The sequence below is a fragment of the Chitinophaga sp. 01L420 genome (assembly GCF_056399985.1).
The window spans coordinates 1-457 of the sequence record NZ_JBFTSK010000148.1 but is presented as its reverse complement, the minus strand read 5'-3'; the positions used below and the strand labels follow the sequence as shown (position 1 = coordinate 457).

Here is a 457-nt window from a genome sequence, read left to right as displayed (position 1 = left end):
CGTCAAGCCATGAAAGCCGGGGGGACCTGAAGTCGGCAACCGCAAGGAACCGCCTAGGGTAAAATCGGTAATTGGGGCTAAGTCGTAACAAGGTAGCCGTATCGGAAGGTGCGGCTGGAATACCTCCTTTTTAGAGCTCATTGTCCTTAGCTGTTGTTTCCTTCTTTTAATTTATTTAAAAGACAAGTYTTTCAGTTARTACTGATAAGTTGTTTTCAAGTTCTTTCACAGATTAGATGTTACTAACGCTTAAGGCTACACGCCGAGAGTATTGATAACAGATGATTTAAGATGTGTAGCTAAAGAGCYACGGAGATCGGATCTCACACATCRACAATAATCACGKAAATGAAACTTCGMAAGAAGAGTCAGTGATTAAAAGTTCTTTGACATATTGGGAAATGCAAGTTGTATTCAGAATAGTAGTATTTGAATACGTAAATTTTTTAAAGCGAAT

At 39.2% G+C, this 457-nt stretch carries 1 rRNA gene; it reads left to right on the top strand.

The features are described 5' to 3' along the window. A 16S ribosomal RNA gene (locus AC1DP6_RS36550) occupies positions 1-130 on the top strand; the annotation flags it as partial. Between the last annotated feature and the right edge of the window lie 327 nt (positions 131-457).